The sequence below is a fragment of the Enterobacter vonholyi genome, from assembly GCF_040834095.1.
GTDB classification, from domain to species: Bacteria; Pseudomonadota; Gammaproteobacteria; order Enterobacterales; family Enterobacteriaceae; genus Enterobacter; species Enterobacter vonholyi.
Window position 1 is genome coordinate 291,533 of record NZ_CP162152.1, and the last position, 19,581, is coordinate 311,113.

Here is a 19,581-nt window from a genome sequence, read left to right on the forward strand (position 1 = left end):
ATATGTCCGAGCAGTTTCTCTATTTCCTGCAGCAGATGTTTAACGGCGTTACGCTGGGAAGCACCTACGCGCTGATCGCCATCGGCTATACGATGGTTTACGGCATTATCGGCATGATCAACTTCGCCCACGGCGAGGTCTACATGATCGGTAGCTATGTCTCCTTTATGATCATCGCCGCGCTGATGATGATGGGCATCGACAGCAGCTGGCTGCTGGTCGCCGCCGGGTTTGTTGGCGCGATTGTGATTGCCAGCACCTACGGCTGGAGCATCGAGCGCGTGGCCTACCGGCCGGTGCGCAGCTCCAAGCGTCTGATTGCGTTGATTTCCGCGATCGGGATGTCGATCTTCCTGCAAAACTACGTCAGCCTGACCGAAGGCTCGCGCGACGTGGCGCTGCCAAGCCTGTTTAACGGCCAGTGGATTGTGGGGGCCAGTGAAAACTTCTCGGCCTCAATCACCACCATGCAGCTGGTTATCTGGGTCGTGACCTTTATTGCGATGCTGGCCCTGACGCTGTTCATCCGCTACTCGCGGATGGGACGCGCCTGCCGCGCCTGCGCAGAAGACCTGAAGATGGCGAGCCTGCTCGGCATCAACACCGACCGCGTGATTGCCCTGACCTTCGTGATTGGCGCCGCGATGGCGGCCGTCGCAGGCGTGCTGCTCGGCCAGTTCTACGGCGTGATCAACCCGTACATCGGCTTTATGGCCGGGATGAAAGCGTTTACCGCGGCGGTTCTGGGCGGTATCGGCAGTATTCCGGGGGCGATGATCGGCGGCCTGATCCTGGGTGTGGCGGAAGCGCTCTCCTCGGCGTATCTGAGCACTGAGTATAAAGATGTGGTGTCGTTTGCCCTGCTGATTCTGGTTCTGCTGGTGATGCCTACCGGTATTCTGGGCCGTCCGGAGGTAGAGAAAGTATGAAACCGATGCATTTTGCAATGGCGCTGCTCTCTGCCGCCATGTTCTTCGTGCTGGCGGGCGTCTTTATGGGCGTCCAGTTAGGTCTGGACGGGACGAAGCTGGTGGTAGACGCCGCCCCCGACATCCGCTGGCAGTGGGTATTTATCGGCACTGCCGTGGTGTTCCTGTTCCAGCTGCTGCGTCCGCTGTTCCAGAAGTCGCTGAAAAACGTCTCCGGGCCGAAATTCGTTCTGCCGGCCATCGACGGGTCAACCGTTAAGCAGAAGCTGTTCCTCGTGGCGCTGCTGGTGGCCGCCGTGGCGTGGCCGTTTGTGGTCTCTCGTGGAACCGTAGATATCGCTACCCTGACCATGATCTACGTGATTCTTGGTCTTGGTCTGAATGTGGTGGTGGGGCTATCTGGCCTGCTGGTGCTTGGCTACGGCGGCTTCTACGCCATCGGCGCCTACACCTTCGCGCTGCTGAACCACTATTACGGCCTCGGCTTCTGGACCTGTCTGCCGCTGGCGGGGCTGGTCTCCGCCGCAGCCGGTTTCCTGCTTGGCTTCCCGGTGCTGCGCCTGCGCGGTGACTACCTGGCGATCGTGACCTTAGGCTTCGGTGAAATCGTCCGTATCCTGCTGCTGAACAACACCGAAGTGACCGGCGGCCCGAACGGCATCAGCCAGATCCCGAAACCGACCTTCTTCGGTCTGGAGTTCAGCCGTACCGCCCGCGAAGGCGGCTGGGATACCTTCAGTAACTTCTTCGGCGTGAAGTATGACCCGTCCGACCGCGTGATCTGGCTCTATCTGGTAGCGCTGCTGCTGGTGGTGATCACCCTGTTCGTGATTAACCGCCTGCTGCGCATGCCGCTGGGCCGCGCGTGGGAAGCGCTGCGCGAGGATGAGATCGCCTGCCGTTCCCTGGGCCTGAACCCGACACGCATCAAGCTGACCGCGTTCACCATCAGCGCCGCGTTTGCCGGTTTCGCCGGGACGCTGTTTGCCGCGCGTCAGGGCTTCGTCAGCCCGGAATCGTTCACCTTTGCCGAATCCGCTTTTGTGCTGGCGATTGTGGTGCTCGGCGGGATGGGCTCGCAGTTCGCCGTTATCCTCGCGGCCATCCTGCTGGTGGTTTCGCGCGAGCTGATGCGCGACTTTAACGAATACAGCATGTTAATGCTGGGTGGTTTGATGGTGCTGATGATGATCTGGCGTCCGCAGGGCTTGCTGCCGATGACCCGTCCACAGCTGAAGCTGAAGAACGGGCAAGCGAAAGGAGAGCAGGCATGAGTCAGCCATTATTATCCGTTAACGGTCTGATGATGCGTTTTGGCGGCCTGCTGGCGGTCAACAATGTGTCACTGGATCTGCACAAGAAAGAGATTGTCTCCCTGATTGGCCCGAACGGCGCGGGGAAAACCACGGTCTTTAACTGCCTGACCGGCTTCTACAAGCCGACGGGCGGCACCATCATGCTGCGCGACAAGCACCTTGAAGGGCTGCCGGGCCAGCAGATTGCCCGCATGGGCGTGGTGCGTACCTTCCAGCACGTGCGTCTGTTCCGCGAGATGACGGTGATTGAGAACCTGCTGGTTGCGCAGCATCAGCAGCTGAAAACCGGGCTGTTCTCCGGTCTGCTGAAAACCCCGGCCTTCCGCCGCGCCCAGGATGAAGCGCTCGATCGCGCCGCCACCTGGCTCGACCGAATTGGCCTGCTGCAGCACGCTAACCGCCAGGCGAGCAATCTGGCCTACGGCGACCAGCGTCGTCTGGAGATTGTGCGCTGCATGGTCACCCAGCCGGAAATCCTGATGCTCGACGAACCGGCGGCGGGCCTCAACCCGAAAGAGACCAAAGAGCTGGACGAGCTGATTGCTGAGCTGCGCGATCACCACGACACCACCATTCTGCTGATTGAGCACGACATGAAGCTGGTAATGGGCATTTCCGACCGTATCTACGTGGTTAACCAGGGTACGCCGCTGGCAAACGGCACGCCGGAAGAGATCCGCAACAACCCGGACGTGATCCGCGCATACCTGGGTGAGGCATAAGATGGAAAAAGCGATGTTAACGTTCGACAAGGTCAACGCGCACTATGGCAAGATCCAGGCGCTGCACGACGTCAGCCTGCATATCAATCAGGGTGAAATCGTGACCCTGATTGGCGCCAACGGCGCGGGCAAAACCACGCTGCTCGGCACCCTGTGCGGCGACCCGCGCGCCACCAGCGGGCGGATTGTGTTTGATGGCAAAGACATTACCGACTGGCAGACCGCCAGAATCATGCGCGAGGCGGTGGCGATTGTTCCGGAAGGGCGCCGCGTGTTCTCGCGTATGACGGTGGAAGAGAACCTGGCGATGGGCGGGTTCTTCGCCCACCGCGATGAATACCAGACCCGCATCAAATGGGTGTACGAACTCTTCCCGCGCCTGTGGGAGCGCCGCATTCAGCGTGCGGGCACCATGTCCGGCGGTGAGCAGCAGATGCTGGCGATCGGCCGCGCGCTGATGAGCCAGCCACGCCTGCTGCTGCTGGATGAGCCGTCGCTCGGCCTGGCGCCAATCATCATCCAGCAGATATTCGACACCATCGAGCAGCTGCGCAAAGAGGGGATGACCATCTTCCTCGTCGAGCAGAACGCCAACCAGGCGCTGAAGCTCGCCGACCGTGGCTACGTGCTGGAGAACGGCCGCGTGGTGCTGGAAGACACCGGCGACGCGCTGCTGGCGAACGAAGCGGTGCGGAGCGCGTATCTGGGCGGATAGGTAAAAGCAAAAAGGCAACGCAAGTTGCCTTTTTTAGTGTTTTCTCCCTCTCCCTGTGGGAGAGGGCCGGGGTGAGGGCACCAGACCGCACCCAACCATCCAACCCCCTTCACATAACCATCATCCCCCTGACCCTTTACTGTCACTTATCTGTAAACAAACAGTTATTTTTCTGTCATTCGAGCATGTCATGTTACCTCGCGAGCATAAAACGCGTGATATCGCGCATCCGGCACAATAAGAGAGATGACAATGACATCGTTACGACACACAGCTTTGGGTCTGGCACTGGGTCTGGCTTTTGCGACGAACGCAATGGCTGTGACGACCATTCCGTTCTGGCATTCCATGGAAGGGGAGTTGGGTAAAGAAGTTGACTCCCTGGCGCAGCGTTTCAACGACACCCACCCGGATTACAAAATTGTGCCGGTGTACAAAGGCAACTACGAGCAGAGCCTGAGCGCGGGCATCGCCGCCTTCCGTACAGGCAACGCGCCTGCACTGTTACAGGTTTATGAAGTGGGCACCGCTACGATGATGGCCTCCAAAGCCATCAAGCCGGTCTATGAAGTATTCAAAGAAGCGGGTATCAACTTCGATGAATCCCAGTTTGTACCGACCGTAGCGGGTTACTACACCGATTCCAAAACCGGCCATCTGCTGTCCCAGCCGTTTAACAGCTCTACGCCGGTGCTGTACTACAACAAAGACGCATTCAAAAAAGCCGGTTTAGACCCGGAGCAGCCGCCAAAAACCTGGCAGGACCTGGCCGAATACACCGCGAAGCTGAAAGCGGCGGGAATGAAGTGCGGCTACGCCAGCGGCTGGCAGGGCTGGATCCAGATTGAAAACTTCAGCGCCTGGCACGGCCTGCCGGTTGCGACCAAAAACAACGGCTTCGACGGCACCGATGCGGTACTGGAGTTCAACAAGCCGGAGCAGGTGAAGCACATTGCGCTGCTTGCCGATCTGAACAAGAAGGGCGACTTCAGCTACTTCGGGCGTAAAGACGAATCCACCGAGAAGTTCTACAACGGCGACTGTGCCATTACCACCGCCTCGTCCGGCTCGCTGGCGGACATCCGTCACTACGCCAAATTCAACTACGGCGTGGGCATGATGCCGTATGACGCTGACGTGAAGGGCGCGCCGCAGAACGCCATCATCGGCGGGGCGAGCCTGTGGGTGATGCAGGGTAAAGACAAGGGCACCTATAAAGGCGTGGCCGAGTTCCTCGACTTCCTGGCGAAGCCGGAAAACGCCGCCGAATGGCACCAGAAGACCGGCTACCTGCCGATCACCAAAGCCGCGTATGACCTGACCCGCGAGCAGGGCTTCTACAGCAAGAACCCAGGGGCGGACATCGCGACGCGCCAGATGCTGAACAAGCCGCCGTTGCCGTTCACCAAAGGCCTGCGCCTGGGCAACATGCCGCAGATCCGCACCATTGTGGATGAAGAGCTGGAAAGCGTCTGGACCGGGAAGAAAACGCCACAGCAGGCGCTGGATTCCGCGGTAGAGCGCGGGAATCAGCTGCTGCGCCGCTTTGAGCAGTCGACGAAATCGTAATTCAAACCTGCCCCTCACCCCGGCCCTCTCCCCAAAGGGGCGAGGGAGAAAAGACGGCTCCGTGCAGTCCCCTCTCCCCTCTGGGGAGAGGGCTAGGGTGAGGGGTGAATACCTACAGAGCTAACCTATGTCATCATCCCGTCCGGTGTTCCGTTCCCGCTGGCTGCCGTACCTGCTGGTCGCGCCTCAGCTGGTCATCACCGTTATCTTCTTTATCTGGCCTGCGGGCGAAGCGCTGTGGTACTCGGTACAAAGCGTCGATCCGTTTGGGCTTTCCAGCCAGTTTGTCGGGCTGGACAACTTTACCGCGCTGTTCAATGACAGCTACTACCTGGAGTCCTTCTGGACGACGATGAAGTTCAGCGCGCTGGTCACCGTCAGCGGCCTTGTTGCCTCGCTGTTTTTCGCCGCGCTGGTGGACTACGTGGTGCGCGGAAGTCGTATTTATCAGACCCTGATGCTGCTGCCATACGCCGTGGCGCCCGCCGTCGCTGCCGTACTGTGGATTTTCCTGTTTAACCCGGGGCGAGGGTTGATTACCCATTTCCTGGCAGAGTTCGGCTACGACTGGAACCACGCCCAGAACAGCGGCCAGGCCATGTTCCTGGTGGTGTTCGCCTCGGTGTGGAAGCAGATTAGCTATAACTTCCTGTTCTTCTTTGCCGCGCTGCAGTCCATTCCGCGTTCGCTGGTGGAAGCCGCCGCGATTGACGGCGCAGGGCCGATTCGTCGCTTCTTCAGGCTGTCGCTGCCGCTGATCGCCCCGGTAAGCTTCTTCCTGCTGGTGGTTAACCTCGTTTACGCCTTCTTCGACACCTTCCCGGTAATCGATGCGGCCACCGCAGGCGGCCCGGTGCAGGCGACCACCACGCTGATTTACAAAATCTATCGCGAAGGCTTCGCCGGGCTGGATCTCTCCGCCTCTGCCGCGCAGTCGGTTGTGCTGATGTTCCTCGTCATCATCCTCACGGTGGTGCAGTTCCGCTATGTCGAAAGTAAGGTGCGCTACCAATGATTGAGAACCGTCGCGGGCTGACGATTTTCAGCCATACCATGCTGATTTTAGGGATCATCGTCATCCTCTTCCCGCTGTACGTGGCCTTTGTCGCCGCCACGCTGGACACCAAAGCGGTGTTCGATACGCCGATGACGCTGATCCCCGGCGGCCACCTCTTTGAGAACATGAAGACCATCTGGACCCAGGGCGTGGGCGTCAACAGCGCACCGTTCTGGCTGATGATGCTCAACAGCTTCATCATGGCGTTTGGCATTACGGTCGGCAAAATTACGGTGTCGATGCTTTCGGCGTTCGCCATCGTCTGGTTCCGCTTTCCGCTGCGTAACCTCTTCTTCTGGATGATCTTCATCACGTTGATGCTGCCGGTTGAGGTGCGTATCTTCCCGACGGTGGAGGTGATCGCCAACCTGAAGATGCTCGACAGCTACGCGGGCTTAACCCTGCCGCTGATGGCCTCGGCGACCGCCACCTTCCTCTTCCGCCAGTTCTTTATGACTCTGCCGGACGAGCTGATTGAAGCCGCGCGCATCGACGGCGCCTCACCGATGCGCTTCTTCCGCGACATCGTGCTGCCGCTGTCGAAAACCAACCTTGCGGCGCTGTTTGTGATCACCTTTATCTACGGCTGGAACCAGTACCTGTGGCCGCTGCTGATTATTCAGGACGTCAATCTCGGCACCGCCGTGGCGGGCATCAAAGGCATGATTGCCACCGGCGAAGGCACCACCCTCTGGAACCAGGTGATGGCGGCGATGCTGCTCACCCTTATCCCACCCGTAGTCATTGTTTTAGCCATGCAGCGCGCGTTTGTCCGCGGCCTGGTCGATAGCGAGAAATAAGATGGCAGGTTTAAAACTTCAGGCAGTAACCAAAAGCTGGGACGGCAAAACCCAGGTGATCCAGCCGCTGACGCTCGACGTGGCGGACGGGGAGTTTATCGTGATGGTCGGCCCGTCCGGCTGCGGCAAATCCACCCTGCTGCGCATGGTGGCGGGGCTGGAGCGCGTGACGTCCGGGGACATCTGGATTGACCGCCAGCGCGTCACCGAGATGGAGCCGAAAGACAGAGGTATCGCGATGGTCTTCCAGAACTACGCTCTCTACCCGCACATGAGCGTGGAGGAGAACATGGCCTGGGGGCTGAAAATCCGCGGCATGGGCAAAGGCCATATCGAGGAGCGCGTGAAAGAAGCCGCCCGCATTCTGGAGCTGGACGGCCTGCTCAAGCGCCGCCCGCGCGAGCTCTCAGGCGGCCAGCGCCAGCGCGTAGCGATGGGGCGCGCCATCGTGCGCGATCCGGCGGTATTCCTGTTCGACGAGCCGCTCTCTAACCTCGATGCCAAGCTGCGCGTGCAGATGCGTCTTGAGCTGCAGCAATTGCACCGTCGTCTGAAAACCACCTCGCTGTACGTTACCCACGATCAGGTCGAAGCCATGACCCTCGCCCAGCGCGTGATGGTGATGAACAAAGGCGTTGCCGAGCAGATTGGTACCCCGGTGGAAGTGTATGAGAAACCGGCTACCCGCTTTGTGGCGAGCTTTATCGGCAGCCCGGCGATGAACCTGCTCGAAGGGCGCATCAGCAGCACGGGCACGCACTTTGAGCTGGAAAGCGGGATGGCATTGCCGATCAACTGGTACTATCGTGGCTACGCCGGGCGTAAGATGACGCTCGGTATCCGCCCGGAACATATCGGTTTAACCTCTCAGGCGGAAGGCGGCGTGCCGCTGGTGATGGACACGCTGGAGATGCTAGGTGCAGATAACCTGGCGCACGGGCGCTGGGGCGAGCAAAAGATGGTGGTGCGTCTGGTGCATCAGGAGCGCCCTAAAGCAGGCAGCACGCTGTGGCTGCACCTGCCGGAAAATCATCTGCACCTTTTTGACGGTGAAACAGGACAACGAGTATGAGCAACTGGCCTTATCCCCACGTCGTCGCCCACCGCGGCGGCGGTAAACTGGCGCCGGAGAACACCCTGGCGGCGATTGATGTTGGCGCGCGTTACGGCCACACCATGATCGAGTTCGACGCCAAGCTGTCGAAAGACGGCGAGATTTTCCTGCTGCATGACGATAACCTCGAACGCACCAGCAACGGCTGGGGCGTCGCGGGCGAGCTGCCGTGGCGCGATCTGCTGAAAGTCGACGCCGGAAGCTGGTACAGCGGCGAATTCAAAGGCGAACCGCTGCCGCTGCTGGCGGAAGTGGCCGATCGCTGTCGCCAGCACGGCATGATGGCCAATATCGAAATTAAACCGACCACCGGCACCGGGCCGCTGACCGGCAAAGTGATTGCCCTTGCCGCGCGCGAGCTGTGGGAAGGGATGACCGCGCCGCTGCTCTCCTCGTTTGAAATCGACGCGCTGGAGGCGGCGCAGGCTGCCGCGCCGGAGCTGCCGCGCGGGCTATTGTTGGACGAGTGGCGCGAAGACTGGCGCGAGCTGACGACGCGCTTAGCGTGTGTCTCTATTCATCTTAATCACAAGCTGCTGGATGAGGCGCGGGTGAAGATGCTGAAAGATGCGGGACTGCATATTCTGGTTTACACCGTTAACAAACCCCAGCGTGCAGCCGAACTGCTGCGCTGGGGCGTGGACAGCATCTGTACCGATGCAATCGACCTGATCGGCCCGGACTTTAGTTCTGCGGATTAAGCATACTGCCATTCGACTGCGGCGGCAGCATATGCTGCTGTCCGCTGCCTGACGAGGTCATCCCGCCTAACATTCCGCCGTTTCTGTTCGGCAGCGGCTGCTCGCGCACCTGACCCTGCTGCACCCGCTGGGTGTTGGCGTTCATCTGATTTTGCAGGCTCTGCTGCTGCATCTGGGTCTGCGTTCTCAACTGCTGGTTAAGCATCCCTTTTTGCTGCTGTTGCTGGCTCATCATCTCGGTCTGCATACGCTGCTGGCTCGGGATGACGTAACCCTGCTGGTTCGGGTTATTCATGGTGTTGAGTGGCTGTGCGAGCGCGGCAAAGGGGATCAGCGCCGTAAGAATCAATAAGCGTTTCATTGTCATTTCCTCCTTTTGAGGTCTCTCTTAAGTTTACCCTGATTTCACCATGACGATGATTTTTTAGGAGTTGTGAACCAGGCTTAAGCGGGGAATATGGATCCCTTCACCTGGAGAACAATAATGATGAAACCAACGTTTTTGCGCTGGGTCGCCCTCGCCGCGCTGATGGCAGGCGGTACATTTAGCGTGGCGGCCAACCCGCCCGCGGCGCCTCCGGTCTCTTACGGCGTGGAGGAAGATGTCTTTCATCCCGTGCGGGCAACCCACGGCATGGTGGCGTCGGTGGATGCGCTGGCGACCCGCGTGGGTGTCGATATTCTCAGGCAGGGCGGTAACGCGGTGGATGCGGCGGTCGCCGTCGGCTATGCTCTGGCGGTGACGCACCCGCAGGCGGGGAACCTGGGCGGCGGCGGCTTTATGATGCTGCGCACCAAAGACGGGAAAACCACCGCCATCGACTTCCGTGAAATGGCGCCTTCTCAGGCGTCACGCGACATGTTCCTCGATGACCAGGGCAACCCGGACAGTAAAAAATCCCTGACCTCGCACCTGGCCTCCGGCACGCCGGGCACCGTTGCGGGCTTCTCGCTGGCGCTGGAAAAATACGGCACGATGCCGCTGAACAAGGTGGTGCAGCCTGCTATCAAGCTGGCGCGGGAGGGCTTTGTGGTGAATGACGCGCTGGCAGACGACCTCAAAACCTACGGCAGCGAAGTCATTCCGAATCATGAAAACAGCAAGGCCATCTTCTGGAAAGACGGCGAGCCGCTGAAGAAGGGCGATAAGCTGGTGCAAAAAAACCTCGCTAAAAGCCTGGAGCTGATTGCGGAGCACGGTCCGGACGCCTTCTACAAAGGGGCGATTGCCGACCAGATTGCGGAAGAGATGCAGAAGAACGGCGGGCTCATCACCAAAGCGGATCTGGCGGACTACAGGGCGGTGGAGCGCGAGCCGATTAGCGGCACCTACCGCGGCTACGAGGTGTTCTCCATGCCGCCGCCGTCTTCCGGGGGCATTCACATCGTGCAGATCCTCAACATTCTTGAAAACTTCGATATGCACAAGTTCGGCTTCGGCAGCGCGGATGCCATGCAAATAATGGCGGAAGCGGAAAAACGCGCCTACGCCGACCGCTCGGAATATCTCGGCGATCCGGACTTCGTGAAGGTGCCGTGGCAGGCGCTGACCAACAAGGCGTACGCCAAATCCATTGCCGATCAGATCGACATCAACAAGGCTAAGCCGTCGAGCGAGATCCGCCCCGGCAAGCTGGCGCCGTATGAAAGCAACCAGACCACCCACTTCTCGGTGGTGGATAAAGACGGTAACGCGGTGGCGGTGACCTATACGCTCAACACCACGTTTGGCACCGGGATTGTGGCGGGCAACAGCGGCATTCTGCTGAACAACGAGATGGATGACTTCTCCGCCAAGCCGGGCGTGCCGAACGTCTACGGGCTGGTCGGCGGCGATGCGAATGCGGTAGGACCGAAGAAACGTCCGCTGTCGTCCATGTCGCCCACAATCGTGGTGAAAGAGGGCAAAACCTGGCTGGTAACCGGCAGCCCGGGCGGCAGCCGAATTATCACCACAGTATTGCAGATGGTGGTGAACAGCATCGACTTTGGGATGAACGTCGCCGAAGCCACCAACGCACCGCGCTTCCATCATCAGTGGCTGCCGGACGAGCTGCGCGTCGAGAAGGGCTTTAGCCCGGACACCATTAAACTGCTGGAGCAGCGTGGGCAGAAGGTGGCGGTGAAAGAGGCGATGGGCAGCACCCAGAGCATTATGGTAGGGCCGGACGGAGCGCTGTTTGGCGCATCAGATCCGCGTTCGGTGGATGATTTGACGGCGGGGTATTGATGTATTGCCCGGTGGCGCTGCGCTTACCGGGCCTACAACTGCACGAACGTAGGCCGGGTAAGGCGAAGCCGCCACCCGGCAAATCACTACTTCATTCTCGCCATATAATACGCGTCCACATATTCGCCGTTGCGCAGGGCAAATTTCTTGCCGGTCCCTTCGATTTCAAAACCAAAATTTTTATAGAGGGCAACTGCCGCGGGGTTATCGGCAAAGACCGTCAGTTCGATACGTTCAATGCGCAACCAGTTGTCACACAAGTTGATCATCTCGCTCATGAGCCTGCGGCCTACGCCGCGTCCCTGCATATCCGCAGCCACGCTGATGCCGAATGTGGCAACATGGCTGCGACGCGGGTTTTCCATTACGTCCAGCGCCATATGTCCAATAACGCGCTGGTCCAGACAGGCAACGAGATGGCGCCGGCCTGGTTTTGTCGCAACGCGTTCGTGCCACATTTCCATAGAAGGATGAGGGAGTTGTAGCGTGTCGTGATACACATCAGGATGCGACATGATGTCACGTAAAGCTTCTGCATCGCTGGGTTCGATATGGCGTATCACTATCTCACTCATTCCTTGTTCCTCAGTCAGTTAAAAGTCCCTTCCAACATCAATGACTTTAAAATTTGAGTCAACCGCTATTTTTTGCAAAAAGTATTGGACAAGTGCGAATGAGAATGATTATTATTGCTCTGCATTCAGGAAGACCGCTACGGGAACCTGAAAGCACGACATTGCTCACATTGCTTCCAGTATTACTTTAGCCAGCTTTTAGCTGGCTTTTTTTTTGTTATGGTTAGACTCAGTAACCTTCCAAAAGGACTGAGCCATGACACTACATTGCGCATTTATTGGATTTGGTAAAAGCACCACCCGCTACCACCTGCCGTATGTCCTCAACCGTAAAGATACCTGGCATGTGGCCCATATCTACCGCCGCCGCGCGAAGCCGGAAGAGCAGTCTCCGCAGTACTCCCGCATCCACTTCACCAGCGATCTCGATGAGGTGCTTAACGACCCGCAGGTGAAGCTGGTGATTGTCTGCACCCACGCCGACAGCCATTTTGACTATGCCAAACGCGCGCTCAATGCGGGTAAAAACGTGCTGGTAGAAAAGCCGTTCACCCCGACTATTGCCGAAGCGAAAGAGCTGTTCGCGCTGGCGAAAAGCAAAGGCCTGACCGTCACGCCGTATCAGAACCGTCGCTTTGACAGCTGCTTCCTGACGGCGAAAAAAGCGATTGAAAGCGGCAAGCTCGGCAACATCGTGGAAATCGAAAGTCACTTCGATTACTACCGTCCGGTGGCGGAAACGCAGCCCGGACTGCCTCAGGATGGTTCGTTCTATGGTCTGGGCGTGCACACCATGGACCAGATCATCTCCCTGTTTGGCCGCCCGGACCACGTGGCGTATGACATTCGCAGCCTGCGCAACAAAGCCAACCCGGACGATACCTTCGAAGCCCAGCTGTTCTACGGCGACCTGAAGGCCATCGTCAAAACCAGCCTCCTGGTGAAGATCGACTACCCGAAATTTATCGTTCACGGTACCCGGGGTTCGTTCATTAAGTACGGCATTGACCAGCAGGAGACCAGCCTGAAGGCCAATATCATGCCGGGCGAGCCGGGATTTGCCGCAGACGATTCCGTGGGCGTGCTGGAGTATGTGAACGACGAGGGCATGACGGTCAAAGAAACGCTGAAGCCGGAAACCGGCGACTATGGCCGCGTCTACGATGCGCTGTTTGAGACCCTCACAAACGGCACGGCGAATTACGTCAAGGAATCTGACGTTCTGACCAACCTCGAAATCCTTGAGCGGGCCTTCGAACAGGCTTCTCCTGCCACGATAACCCTCGCGAAATAAGCAAAAACGGCTCCTCTGAACTTGTTCACAATTTTTGAACAGAGGAGTCAATTTTCACCCTCTATGATCCCAGGCCGTTTGCGTCCACACTTACTCCATCGAAACGAACTGAGGGTGAAAACAATGATCTACTTACGCAAAGCAAACGAACGTGGTCACGCGAATCATGGCTGGCTGGACTCATGGCATTCATTCTCGTTTGCCGACTACTACGACCCGAACTTCATGGGCTTCTCCGCGCTGCGCGTGATTAACGACGACGTGATTGATGCAGGCCAGGGCTTCGGTACCCACCCGCACAAAGACATGGAAATCCTTACCTATGTGCTGGAAGGCGCGGTTGAGCACCAGGACAGCATGGGCAACAAAGAGCAGGTTCCGGCGGGCGAGTTCCAGATTATGAGCGCGGGTACCGGGGTGCGTCACTCCGAGTACAACCCGAGCAAAACGGAAAAACTGCACCTGTATCAAATCTGGATCATTCCAGAAGAGACCGGCATCACGCCGCGCTACGAGCAGCGCCGCTTCGACGCGAAACAAGGCAAACAGCTGGTGCTGTCCCCGGATGCGCGTGAAGGTTCCCTGAAAGTGCATCAGGATATGGAGCTGTACCGCTGGGCGCTGGCGAAAGATGAACAGTCCGTGCATCAGATTGCCGCTAACCGCCGCGTCTGGATCCAGGTGGTGAAAGGTGACGTGTCCATCAACGGGACCAAAGCGACAACCGCCGATGGTCTGGCCATCTGGGACGAGCAGGCGATCTCCGTGCACGCCGACAGCGAAAGCGAAATTCTGCTGTTTGACCTGCCGCCGGTGTAATAAAACATAAATAAATCCCCATCCTTCCCTTTGACAGGGGAAGGATGGGCTTTGTCCGTGGTAAACTGAGCAAATCTATCACTTCAAGATTTCTCAGGACGATGAAAAAGAAACGCCCCGTACTTCAGGATGTCGCCGATCGCGTCGGTGTGACCAAAATGACGGTCAGCCGTTTTTTACGTAACCCGGAACAGGTTTCCGTAGCGTTACGTGGCAAGATTGCCGCTGCCCTTGATGAACTGGGTTATATCCCCAACCGCGCGCCCGATATTCTCTCCAATGCGACCAGCCGCGCGGTGGGCGTTCTGCTTCCTTCTTTGACCAACCAGGTTTTCGCCGAAGTATTACGTGGAATAGAAAGCGTCACCGATGCGTTTGGCTACCAGACCATGCTCGCCCACTACGGGTACAAGCCGGAACTCGAAGAGGAACGTCTTGAGTCGATGCTTTCCTGGAACATTGACGGCCTGATTTTAACCGAACGAACCCACACTGCCCGCACGCTCAAAATGATTGAAGTGGCCGGTATTCCGGTCGTGGAGCTGATGGACAGCCAGTCGCCGTGCCTCGACATCGCCGTCGGCTTTGATAACTTCGAAGCGGCGCGCCAGATGACGGCGGCCATTATCGCCCGCGGGCATCGTCATATCGCCTATCTGGGTGCGCGTCTTGATGAACGTACTATCATCAAACAGAAGGGATACGAGCAGGCGATGCTCGACGCGAACTTAACCCCGTACAGCGTGATGGTGGAGCAGTCCTCTTCCTATACGTCGGGTATTGAGCTGATGCGTCAGGCGCGACGCGAGTATCCGCAACTGGACGGTATTTTTTGTACCAACGATGACCTTGCGGTCGGCGCAGCGTTTGAGTGCCAGCGTCTGGGGCTGAAGATCCCTGATGATATGGCGATCGCTGGTTTCCACGGCCATGACATCGGTCAGGTGATGGAGCCGCGTCTGGCGAGCGTCCTGACGCCGCGTGAACGTATGGGCCGCATTGGCGCAGAACGCCTGCTGGCGCGCATTCGTGGCGAGACGGTTACCCCGAAAATGTTAGATTTAGGTTTCACCTTGTCACCGGGTGGATCTATTTGAACTGACAAATTTGAAGTAGCTCACACTTATTCACTTCGCGCACGTTTGGATATTGCTTCTCTTTTGCCCCAGCAGGACAATGTTACCGATAACTGTTACCCGTAACAATTGACTGAGGGACACCCTTTGAGCACGACTAATCACGATCACCACGTCTACGTCCTGATGGGCGTTTCCGGTAGCGGGAAATCAGCCGTGGCCAGCGAAGTGGCGCATCAACTCCAGGCTGCGTTTCTTGATGGCGACTTCCTCCATCCGCGCAGCAACATCATGAAAATGGCCTCCGGCGAGCCGCTGAACGATGACGACCGCAAACCGTGGTTGCAGGCGCTGAATGACGCCGCGTTCGCGATGCAGCGTACCAATAAAGTCTCCCTGATCGTCTGCTCCGCGCTGAAAAAAACCTACCGCGACCTGCTGCGTGACGGCAACCCGAATCTCTCTTTCATCTACCTGAAAGGGGATTTCGAAGTGATTGAAAGCCGCCTGAAGGCGCGTAAAGGTCACTTCTTCAAAACCCAGATGCTGGTGACGCAGTTTGAAGCGCTGCAGGAGCCGGGTGAAGACGAAAAAGACGTCTTAGTGGTTGATATCGATCAGTCACTGGAGGGTGTTGTTGCCAGCACCATCGAGGTCATTAATAAAAGGCAGTAAGTTTTGAGTACATTAACGCTAGTTTTGACAGCAGTGGGTTCGGTATTGCTGCTGCTGTTTTTAGTGATGAAGGCGCGCATGCACGCCTTTGTTGCTTTGATGGTGGTTTCTATTGGTGCTGGTCTCTTTTCCGGTATGCCGCTCGACAAGATCGCCGCGACGATGGAAAAAGGGATGGGCGGTACGCTGGGCTTCCTGGCGATTGTGGTCGCGCTGGGCGCGATGTTTGGCAAGATTTTGCACGAGACGGGCGCGGTCGACCAGATTGCAGTGAAGATGCTGAAATCCTTTGGCCACAGCCGTGCGCACTACGCGATTGGCCTGGCAGGGCTGATTTGCGCGCTGCCGCTGTTCTTCGAAGTGGCCGTTGTGCTGCTGATAAGCGTCGCATTCTCCATGGCGCGCCATACTGGTACTAACCTCGTGAAGCTGGTCATTCCGCTGTTTGCGGGGGTGGCGGCGGCTGCGGCGTTTCTGCTGCCGGGGCCTGCGCCGATGCTGCTTGCCTCCCAGATGCACGCCGACTTTGGCTGGATGATCCTGATTGGCCTGTGCGCGGCAATCCCGGGGATGATTATCGCCGGTCCGCTGTGGGGCAACTTCATCAGCCGTTACGTTGAGCTGCATATTCCGGATGACGTCACCGAGCCGCACCTGGGCGAGGGCAAAATGCCGTCCTTCGGCTTCAGCCTGTCGCTGATCCTGCTGCCGCTGGTTCTGGTGGGTCTGAAAACCATCGCCGCGCGCTTTGTGCCGGTGGGTTCCAGCGCCTACGAATGGTTCGAGTTCATCGGTCACCCATTTACGGCGATCCTGGTGGCCTGTCTGGTGGCGATTTACGGCCTGGCGATGCGTCAGGGGATGCCGAAAGACCGGGTGATGGAGATTTGCGGTGCGGCGCTGCAGCCTGCGGGCATTATCCTGCTGGTGATCGGTGCCGGCGGCGTGTTCAAGCAGGTGCTGGTGGATTCCGGCGTGGGCCCGGCTCTGGGTGAAGCGCTGACCGGGATGGGCCTGCCGATTGCGGTAACCTGTTTTGTGTTGGCTGCGGCGGTTCGTATCATTCAGGGTTCCGCCACCGTGGCGTGTTTAACCGCCGTGGGTCTGGTGATGCCGGTGATTGAACAGCTGAACTACTCCGGTGCCCAGATGGCCGCGCTCTCTATCTGTATCGCGGGCGGTTCGATTGTGGTCTCTCACGTTAACGACGCCGGCTTCTGGCTGTTCGGTAAGTTTACCGGCGCCACCGAAGCGCAAACCCTGAAAACCTGGACGCTGATGGAAACCATACTCGGCACGACGGGTGCGATTGTCGGGATGATTGCCTTTACGCTGCTCAGCTAAATGCAATGATTTAACAAGGCAGAAAAAAAGGCCCGGTAGCGTTAACGCTTACCGGGCCTTTTATTATGCAGAACGTCAGGCCGGGTCAGGTGAAACCATCACCCGGCTTTTTAACATCACTCGCCCTGCGTGGCGCTCTCAATCGTCAAGCGCACGTCCGAGGTAATCAGCTCTGCGAGCATCTGGTAAACCTTCAGCGTCTCTTCCGGCTCGGCATCGCCTGTATCGCTGATGAAGCCTTCATCACGCAGCGTCAGTACCAGAGAACTAAAGACTGCTTTGTCGAAGAATTCAGGGGCGTTAATGCCGTGCAGAACGGACAGGCGCTGGGCCAGCGTCCGGCTTTCTTTCTCCAGCGTACCGCGGTTGATGGACGGGTTCGCACTCAGCAGCCAGAACGTAATGGCGTAGCGCTGCAGCGTTTCACGCGCACCGGCCGCCAGCAGCTGCAGGGTACGGGAGCGTGACGGATTGATGTGCAGCTCGTCGTTTGAAACGGCGATCAGCCCCTGGCGACGCATCTCTTCCGTCATCTTATCCAGTTCTGTCGCCAGCTCATCCTTACTCCAGCGCAGGAACAGCTCCGCTTTCAGCATCGGATAGATGGTCTCAAGATGGCGCAATAGCTCCTGACGGGAGATATGACGATGCTGGGTAATAATGGCGGCCATGAGCGACGGCAGCATCAGCATATGCGTGATGTTGTTGCGGTAGTAGGTCATCAGCACCGCCTGCTCGCGCGGCAGAATGATGATGTCGCCGATCGTGTCCTTTTCGACTTCAAACTTGTTCATCTGAAGCGCGTGATCGATAAGCTCACTGGCGGTCGCAGAAGGTACGGTCGAATCAACCGAATACGGCACGTTACGCATCATATCCAGATAGCAATCCAGCTGCTCTGTGAGCTGTTCACGGGTCAGCGAGCGCTGGCGCGAAGCCAGAAGCGCCGTACAGCACAGGTTCATGGCGTTAGCCGCACCGGCGTTGTTAATGCGCACCATCAGCTCGGACGCGATGCCGTTAACCGTTGGCGTCAGCCAGGCCGGACGCACCGCTTCGATAGGATCGATGGACTCGCGCCACTCCGGAACGTGATGGTTCAGGTACGTCATCAGCGGCATCGGCTCGCCGAAGTTCACGTAGCCCTGACCAAGATTGCGCAACTTGCTCAAGCCGCGCAGCATCTGCGGCAGGCTCTCTTTCTCTTTGGTCGCGCCACGCAGCTCTTTCGCGTACGTGCCCACTTCCATCACGTGCTCGTAGCCGATGTAGATAGGCACCAGCGTGATCGGACGGGTACCTCCGCGCAGCATGGCCTGGATGGTCATCGACAGCGTGCCGGTCTTCGGATCGAGCAGACGACCGGTACGGGAACGCCCGCCCTCCACGAAGTACTCCACGGAATAGCCGCGGCTGAACAGCTCGCCCAGATACTCGCGGAACACGGTGGAGTAGAGCTTGTTACCCTTGAAGGTACGACGAATAAAGAACGCGCCCAGGCGGCGGAAAATCGGACCTGCTGGCCAGAAATTCAGGTTGATACCGGCAGCAATGTGCGGCGGTACCAGCCCCTGATGATAGAGCACGTAGGAAAGGAGCAGGTAGTCCATGTGGCTGCGGTGGCAGGGGACATAGACAATCTCATGGCCATCATGCGCCAGCTGACGCACGCGCTCGGCGTTATGGACGTTGATGCCCTGATAGAGGCGGTTCCACGTAAAGCCGAGGATACGATCGGAAAGGCGAATCATCTCGTAAGAGAAGTTCGCTGCAATCTCTTCCATCAGCGCAATGGCGTTCTGCTGAGCTTTCTCATGCGAAATTTTCTTGCTGCGCGCTTCATCTTCAACGGCGCGGGCAATCGCTTTGGAAGCCAGCAGCTTGTTGAACAGATCCTGACGCGCCGGGAGGCGTGGCCCTACGGCAGCGAGGCGCTGACGAGCGAAGTGCATACGCGCTACGCGCGCCAGTTTTTGCGCGATGATCTTGTCGGTGCCGTGCTCGTCCGCCATGCGACGCAGCGAAACGGAAGGGGAGAAACGTACAAAGCTGTCGCGTCCCAGCCAGGAGACCGCAAAGAACTTCTGGATGCCGTTAAGCATGCGCAGCGGCGGGTTCTCTTCACCTTTTTCGCGGCCCGGACGACGACCAAACATCACCGATACCGGCACCATCTGCACATCCAGATCGGGGTTGCTGCGGTGCAGGTCGAGATAGTCATGGAACAGCTTGATGGACTCTTCTTTCGGCGTGTAATAGGTAAACACGCGCGGCCCGCCGTGGATGAACACGTAGCGCGGCAGCAGCGTACCGTCAACTTCCAGCGGTTCAAGCGGATCTGGTAAGTCATGCGCCAGACACTGGGCGCGAAGCGTCAGTAAGTCAGCCTTCGAGTTATAAGGCAAAACGTACATAATGGGACGCGACGTATCGAGCCCCAGTTCCAGCGCGGGTTCTGCTGGGATAGACTTGCTTTTTACCAGGATGCTTAATGGTAAATTAAGTAATTTGTAGTAAATTCGTGGCCAGCCGGACATAAACGATGTAAAGCCTCTGGTTAATAATGCAATTGCGGCGCAAGGATAACAGAAAGCGCGCAAAATTTCTGTTGTTACCCGTCATACTTCAGGCTGTAGCGAAACGCG

18 protein-coding genes are annotated in these 19,581 nt (G+C 58.1%); 15 read left to right on the top strand and 3 right to left on the bottom strand.

Annotated features, from left to right (window positions below; all coding sequences use genetic code 11):
* Positions 1-2 precede the first annotated feature (2 nt).
* The 9 genes from livH (at position 3) to ugpQ (ending at position 8,923) form a co-directional block, all read left to right on the top strand.
* Positions 3-929 (top strand): high-affinity branched-chain amino acid ABC transporter permease LivH, encoded by a 927-nt coding sequence (gene livH, locus AB3N39_RS01330; RefSeq protein WP_133293577.1) that lies wholly within the window; start codon positions 3-5, stop codon positions 927-929.
* The gene (livM, locus tag AB3N39_RS01335) at positions 926-2,203 is read left to right on the top strand and encodes a branched chain amino acid ABC transporter permease LivM (protein WP_048226437.1); all 1,278 of its coding nucleotides are present in this window, start codon (positions 926-928) and stop codon (positions 2,201-2,203) included. The genes livH and livM overlap by 4 nt, the downstream gene beginning before the upstream one ends.
* Positions 2,200-2,967 (top strand): high-affinity branched-chain amino acid ABC transporter ATP-binding protein LivG, encoded by a 768-nt coding sequence (gene livG, locus AB3N39_RS01340; protein ID WP_024906698.1) that lies wholly within the window; start codon positions 2,200-2,202, stop codon positions 2,965-2,967. Before livM ends, livG begins: the two co-directional genes overlap by 4 nt.
* 1 nt (position 2,968) lies before the next feature.
* Positions 2,969-3,682 carry a high-affinity branched-chain amino acid ABC transporter ATP-binding protein LivF gene (gene livF / locus AB3N39_RS01345; protein WP_008500102.1) on the top strand — a complete coding sequence of 238 codons (714 nt, stop codon included), beginning with the start codon at positions 2,969-2,971 and terminating at the stop codon, positions 3,680-3,682.
* 252 nt (positions 3,683-3,934) lie between these two features.
* Entirely contained in the window at positions 3,935-5,251 is a 1,317-nt protein-coding gene (gene ugpB / locus AB3N39_RS01350) for a sn-glycerol-3-phosphate ABC transporter substrate-binding protein UgpB (protein ID WP_023310025.1), read from the top strand.
* Between the two features lie 127 nt (positions 5,252-5,378).
* Positions 5,379-6,266 carry a sn-glycerol-3-phosphate ABC transporter permease UgpA gene (gene ugpA, locus AB3N39_RS01355; protein WP_133293578.1) on the top strand — a complete coding sequence of 296 codons (888 nt, stop codon included), beginning with the start codon at positions 5,379-5,381 and terminating at the stop codon, positions 6,264-6,266.
* Entirely contained in the window at positions 6,263-7,108 is an 846-nt protein-coding gene (ugpE, locus tag AB3N39_RS01360; RefSeq protein WP_111964220.1) for a sn-glycerol-3-phosphate ABC transporter permease UgpE, read from the top strand. The genes ugpA and ugpE overlap by 4 nt, the downstream gene beginning before the upstream one ends.
* Before the next feature lies 1 nt (position 7,109).
* Complete coding sequence (locus AB3N39_RS01365) at positions 7,110-8,180, top strand: sn-glycerol-3-phosphate import ATP-binding protein UgpC (protein WP_133293579.1); 1,071 nt, start codon at positions 7,110-7,112, stop codon at positions 8,178-8,180.
* Positions 8,177-8,923, top strand: coding sequence for a glycerophosphodiester phosphodiesterase (gene ugpQ, locus AB3N39_RS01370; protein WP_008503355.1), 747 nt, complete (start codon positions 8,177-8,179; stop codon positions 8,921-8,923). The genes AB3N39_RS01365 and ugpQ overlap by 4 nt, the downstream gene beginning before the upstream one ends.
* Here the strand turns inward: ugpQ and AB3N39_RS01375 are convergent.
* On the bottom strand, positions 8,907-9,284 hold the full coding sequence (locus AB3N39_RS01375) for a DUF2756 family protein (protein WP_021242742.1): 378 nt from the start codon (positions 9,282-9,284) through the stop codon (positions 8,907-8,909). The two genes, ugpQ and AB3N39_RS01375, sit on opposite strands and share 17 nt — an antisense overlap.
* Positions 9,285-9,407: 123 nt before the next feature.
* On the opposite strand from AB3N39_RS01375, the gene ggt reads away from it, so the two are divergent.
* The gene (gene ggt, locus AB3N39_RS01380) at positions 9,408-11,153 is read left to right on the top strand and encodes a gamma-glutamyltransferase (protein ID WP_172621899.1); all 1,746 of its coding nucleotides are present in this window, start codon (positions 9,408-9,410) and stop codon (positions 11,151-11,153) included.
* Positions 11,154-11,239: 86 nt separating this feature from the next.
* On the opposite strand, the gene yhhY is transcribed toward ggt, so the two are convergent.
* Positions 11,240-11,728: an N-acetyltransferase gene (gene yhhY, locus AB3N39_RS01385; protein WP_021242744.1), complete on the bottom strand. Its 489-nt coding sequence runs from the start codon at positions 11,726-11,728 to the stop codon at positions 11,240-11,242.
* A gap of 256 nt (positions 11,729-11,984) precedes the next feature.
* On the opposite strand from yhhY, the gene AB3N39_RS01390 reads away from it, so the two are divergent.
* The 5 genes from AB3N39_RS01390 (at position 11,985) to gntU (ending at position 16,936) form a co-directional block, all read left to right on the top strand.
* Positions 11,985-13,022: an oxidoreductase gene (locus AB3N39_RS01390; RefSeq protein WP_367897014.1), complete on the top strand. Its 1,038-nt coding sequence runs from the start codon at positions 11,985-11,987 to the stop codon at positions 13,020-13,022.
* Positions 13,023-13,145: 123 nt separating this feature from the next.
* Positions 13,146-13,841, top strand: a complete 696-nt coding sequence (locus tag AB3N39_RS01395; protein WP_021242746.1) for a pirin family protein — start codon at positions 13,146-13,148, stop codon at positions 13,839-13,841.
* 101 nt (positions 13,842-13,942) lie between these two features.
* Positions 13,943-14,938 carry a gluconate operon transcriptional repressor GntR gene (gene gntR / locus AB3N39_RS01400; protein ID WP_021242747.1) on the top strand — a complete coding sequence of 332 codons (996 nt, stop codon included), beginning with the start codon at positions 13,943-13,945 and terminating at the stop codon, positions 14,936-14,938.
* Between the two features lie 126 nt (positions 14,939-15,064).
* Positions 15,065-15,592, top strand: coding sequence for a gluconokinase (gene gntK, locus AB3N39_RS01405; RefSeq protein WP_008503362.1), 528 nt, complete (start codon positions 15,065-15,067; stop codon positions 15,590-15,592).
* Between the two features lie 3 nt (positions 15,593-15,595).
* The gene (gntU, locus tag AB3N39_RS01410; RefSeq protein ID WP_023310036.1) at positions 15,596-16,936 is read left to right on the top strand and encodes a gluconate transporter; all 1,341 of its coding nucleotides are present in this window, start codon (positions 15,596-15,598) and stop codon (positions 16,934-16,936) included.
* A gap of 116 nt (positions 16,937-17,052) precedes the next feature.
* On the opposite strand, the gene plsB is transcribed toward gntU, so the two are convergent.
* Positions 17,053-19,473, bottom strand: coding sequence for a glycerol-3-phosphate 1-O-acyltransferase PlsB (gene plsB / locus AB3N39_RS01415; protein ID WP_115876928.1), 2,421 nt, complete (start codon positions 19,471-19,473; stop codon positions 17,053-17,055).
* Positions 19,474-19,581: the final 108 nt, after the last annotated feature.

Excerpts from the sequence above, each read along its gene's own strand:
- plsB (WP_115876928.1), bottom strand. The coding sequence starts at position 19,473 with ATGTCCGGCTGGCCACGAATTTACTACAAATTACTTAATTTACCATTA.
- AB3N39_RS01365 (WP_133293579.1), top strand. The coding sequence starts at position 7,110 with ATGGCAGGTTTAAAACTTCAGGCAGTAACCAAAAGCTGGGACGGCAAA.
- AB3N39_RS01375 (WP_021242742.1), bottom strand. The coding sequence starts at position 9,284 with ATGAAACGCTTATTGATTCTTACGGCGCTGATCCCCTTTGCCGCGCTC.
- ugpE (WP_111964220.1), top strand. The coding sequence starts at position 6,263 with ATGATTGAGAACCGTCGCGGGCTGACGATTTTCAGCCATACCATGCTG.
- gntR (WP_021242747.1), top strand. The coding sequence starts at position 13,943 with ATGAAAAAGAAACGCCCCGTACTTCAGGATGTCGCCGATCGCGTCGGT.
- ggt (WP_172621899.1), top strand. The coding sequence starts at position 9,408 with ATGATGAAACCAACGTTTTTGCGCTGGGTCGCCCTCGCCGCGCTGATG.
- livH (WP_133293577.1), top strand. The coding sequence starts at position 3 with ATGTCCGAGCAGTTTCTCTATTTCCTGCAGCAGATGTTTAACGGCGTT.
- livM (WP_048226437.1), top strand. The coding sequence starts at position 926 with ATGAAACCGATGCATTTTGCAATGGCGCTGCTCTCTGCCGCCATGTTC.
- yhhY (WP_021242744.1), bottom strand. The coding sequence starts at position 11,728 with ATGAGTGAGATAGTGATACGCCATATCGAACCCAGCGATGCAGAAGCT.
- ugpQ (WP_008503355.1), top strand. The coding sequence starts at position 8,177 with ATGAGCAACTGGCCTTATCCCCACGTCGTCGCCCACCGCGGCGGCGGT.
- AB3N39_RS01390 (WP_367897014.1), top strand. The coding sequence starts at position 11,985 with ATGACACTACATTGCGCATTTATTGGATTTGGTAAAAGCACCACCCGC.
- ugpA (WP_133293578.1), top strand. The coding sequence starts at position 5,379 with ATGTCATCATCCCGTCCGGTGTTCCGTTCCCGCTGGCTGCCGTACCTG.
- livG (WP_024906698.1), top strand. The coding sequence starts at position 2,200 with ATGAGTCAGCCATTATTATCCGTTAACGGTCTGATGATGCGTTTTGGC.
- ugpB (WP_023310025.1), top strand. The coding sequence starts at position 3,935 with ATGACATCGTTACGACACACAGCTTTGGGTCTGGCACTGGGTCTGGCT.
- livF (WP_008500102.1), top strand. The coding sequence starts at position 2,969 with ATGGAAAAAGCGATGTTAACGTTCGACAAGGTCAACGCGCACTATGGC.
- AB3N39_RS01395 (WP_021242746.1), top strand. The coding sequence starts at position 13,146 with ATGATCTACTTACGCAAAGCAAACGAACGTGGTCACGCGAATCATGGC.